The following is a 3,451-nucleotide window of genomic DNA, read 5'->3' as shown; positions in this document are numbered from 1 at the left end:
CATCGCCCTGGAGCTTTAATTCATGTTGGAGAGAGAAGGGTAGAACAAGTCACAATGAACTTGATTGAATATGATGAGAAAAATATCCATGAAATCCCTGATGCCTCAATCAAAGAATGCTTAGAATCTAAAAACAAGTCCAATGTATCTTGGATAAATGTAGTAGGTGTACATGATGCAGAAATCATTAAAACTTTTGGAGATGATTTTGACATTCACGCACTTCATCAATCAAACATAATGAACACTGAACTAAGACCATACATAGAGGTATTTGACAACTATGTCCTCCTTATGTTAAAGATGCCTCATTATGATGACAAAACTGGCAAACTGGATTTAGAGCAGATCTCGATAATTTTAGCTCAAGGCCATGTCTTGACTTTTCAAGAACATAGCGCTGATTTTTTTGATCAAATACGAAATAGATTAAGAAACAACTCAGGAAGTATACGAAAACTTCAAAGTGATTACCTTACATATGCAATAATTGATGCAATAATTGACAGCTATTTTCTGGTTATTGAAAAAGTAGGTGACATGACAGAAGATATTGAGGAAGAATTGATGGCCAATCCTGATCCTGAAACCATGCAAACCATTCAAACATTAAAACGTCGAATGATTTCATTAAGAAAATCAATCTGGCCAGCACGTGAAATTATAGATTATCTGGGGCGTGATTCAACATCTTTGATATCTGATGGTACAAGGACGTATCTTCGTGATGTTTACAACCATGTAATACAAGTCACTGATTCCATTGAAGGGCTCCGTGATGTGATTGGTGGCATGCTTGACACCTATCTGTCAAGCGTGAGCAACCGTATGAATGAAGTAATGAAAACTCTTACTGTAATTGCAGCAATCTTTATTCCAATTACGTTTATCGCTGGTATCTATGGAACAAACTTTTCATATGTCCCAGAATTGCAATGGGAAGGAAGCTATTTTGTCATGCTAATTGGGATGGCTTTAATCTCTGGAATAATGATTGCTTGGTTTAGGAAAAAGAGGTGGATCTAATTTGAGACTAGACAAAATCAATTTTCTAAGACAATTATTAGTTGTAAATGAATCATGACCAACAAAGTTCTGAAAAGAGCATATGAAATTCTAGAGGGAACGACAAATGATAAAGTCACAAAAGGCTTTCAAATTTTCATTATTACTTTGATTGCAGTAAATGTACTTGTAGTAATAATCGAAACAGAAGAATCCGTTCTAGATGAGTACGGTTATCTTTTTACTCCATTTGAAGTATTCTCAATAATTATTTTTACAGCAGAATATGTTGGAAGGATAATTGTTTGTAAATTAAATCCAAAATATAATAATTCAAAGTTTGGTTTTCTTAGATTCATATTTACTCCTATGATGTTAGTTGATTTATCTGCAATACTTCCGTTCTTCTTGCCTTTTGTGGTTACAGATACTCGATTCATCAGAATAATTCGACTCTTGAGATTGTTTAGGTTATTCAAACTTGCACGATATTCTGATCCCATGCAAACATTGGGAGAAGTATTCAAATCAAAGGCAGGAGATCTGGCAGTAGCATTTTTTATTCTTTTCATTGTTTTGATTTTTGCTTCTAGTTTGATGTATTATGCAGAACATGAAGCTCAACCAGAAATATTTTCTAGTATCCCTGCATCAATGTGGTGGGGAGTAATCACACTTACAACAATAGGATATGGTGATGCGTATCCTGTTACAATAGCTGGTAAAATTATTGGAGGTGGAGTTGCAATTTTAGGAATTGCAGTATATGCAATCCCTACAGGAATTATGGCATCTGCATTCACAGAAGAGCTTCGAAAGAAAAGAGATGAGAGCAAAAACACATGCCCTCATTGTGGAAAAGATATAACTCCAAGTTAGAGAAGGAAACTGAATATTGAATATTGAACAAATAGAACAATCGTTTAAACCTACTTCTAATAAGAAATGTTCTGTAGCAAAAAGAGGTATGGTATCATCAGCATTTCCTGATGCTACAAAAGCTGGAGTTGAAATGCTCAAAAAAGGGGGAAATGCAATTGACGCTGCATGTGCTACTGCACTTGCATTAGGTGTCTGTGAACCTCAGGCTTCTGGAATTGGTGGTCAATCTATGGGAATTATTCATGTCGATGGAAAATCATATGCAATTGATGGCTCTAGTCGTTCTCCTTCATTAGCTCACTCATCTAAGTACAAAAAGAAAAGAAATCGTCGTCTTGGTTACAAAGCAACAACAGTTCCAAGTACATTGGCTTTGATTGGATTTTTACATGATAGATACGGTAGATTGGAATGGCAAAAAATTGTTGCGCCGTCAATTCGAATCGCAAAAAAAGGATACAAAATCACTCAACTTCAGCATTCTTTACAAAAAAGAGAATTGGAAAATTTTCTTTCAGTCAAATCAAAATCTGGAGCAAAATATTTCTTAAAGGATGGTGTTGTTCCATATGATGTAGGTGATAGATTCATTCAAGAAGATCTATCTGAAACACTCAGTACAATTTCAGATTATGGGTATAAAATTTTCTATCATGGCGAAATTGCAAAAAAAATTGTTCTTGATATGAAAAATAATAGAGGTTTGATCCGAGAAGAAGATTTGTCATACATTCCTGAACCTCTGATTCGAAAACCAATTAGTAGAAAATATAGACATGTAAGAGTTGTCACATTACCTCCTCCTGCTGCAGGAAGAACTCTTTTACTTACATTGATGATGTTAAATCATCTCCCTTCAAAGTTTCTGCGTAGTTCAAAATTAAGTTCATATCATTTTGTAGCTGAAACTTTTAGAAAGGCATTTTTGCATAGAGTTCAACGACCATTTAATAGACATACATATGATCAAATTCAGGATAAATTACATTTGCAACGAAGCTTTGCAAAACAGATGGCAGATTCTATTCATAATTCCATGGATGCAACATTGCCTATGATTGATCCCGATTTTGGTGGAGAAGATACTACACATCTTTCTACTATGGATAATGAAGGAAATGCTGTAGGCATTACTCAGTCTGTAGAGCTGGCATATGGTTCAAAAGCTGCAGCTGAAGGCCTTGGATTCTTGTACAATAACTACATGTCTGCTTTTGAGTTTACAAATCCTAATCACCCTTATTATATTCGCCCTAATGCAATTCCATGGACTTCGGTTTCCCCCACATTGATTTTTAATAATTCTAAATTGTGGATGGTAGTTGGAAGTCCTGGCAGTCAGAGGATTTTTTCTACAATTACTCAATTTCTGTCACGAGTGATTGATGGTGATCTTCCAATGAGTGAGGCAATTGAAAGACCTCGGTTCCATTGTTCCATTGCTGGGAATGTAAGCATTGAAGATGGAGGATTTAGAACTGAAATTATCGACTATCTTAAAAAAATGGGATATGAAATTTCAATCAAAGACAGATATTCCTTTTATCATGGAGCAATTCATGCT

3 protein-coding genes are annotated in these 3,451 nt (G+C 35.1%); all 3 read left to right on the top strand.

What is annotated here, in order from left to right:
* Window positions 1-1,026, top strand: a 1,026-nt coding sequence (gene corA, locus OEW78_RS10255) for a magnesium/cobalt transporter CorA (RefSeq protein ID WP_300327197.1), incomplete at its 5' end; no start/stop codon positions are given.
* Window positions 1,027-1,080: 54 nt separating this feature from the next.
* The gene (locus OEW78_RS10250) at window positions 1,081-1,884 is read left to right on the top strand and encodes an ion transporter (protein ID WP_300327196.1); all 804 of its coding nucleotides are present in this window, start codon (window positions 1,081-1,083) and stop codon (window positions 1,882-1,884) included.
* Between the two features lie 16 nt (window positions 1,885-1,900).
* A partial coding sequence (gene ggt / locus OEW78_RS10245) for a gamma-glutamyltransferase (RefSeq protein ID WP_300327195.1) occupies window positions 1,901-3,451 on the top strand: 1,551 nt, incomplete at its 3' end.

This window comes from Candidatus Nitrosopumilus sp. (assembly GCF_029882185.1).
Lineage (GTDB): Archaea > Thermoproteota > Nitrososphaeria > Nitrososphaerales > Nitrosopumilaceae > Nitrosopumilus.
Note: the sequence above shows the minus strand (reverse complement) of the source record. Positions and strands in the feature narration are given on the sequence as shown.

Excerpts from the sequence above, each read along its gene's own strand:
- OEW78_RS10250 (WP_300327196.1), top strand. The coding sequence starts at position 1,081 with ATGACCAACAAAGTTCTGAAAAGAGCATATGAAATTCTAGAGGGAACG.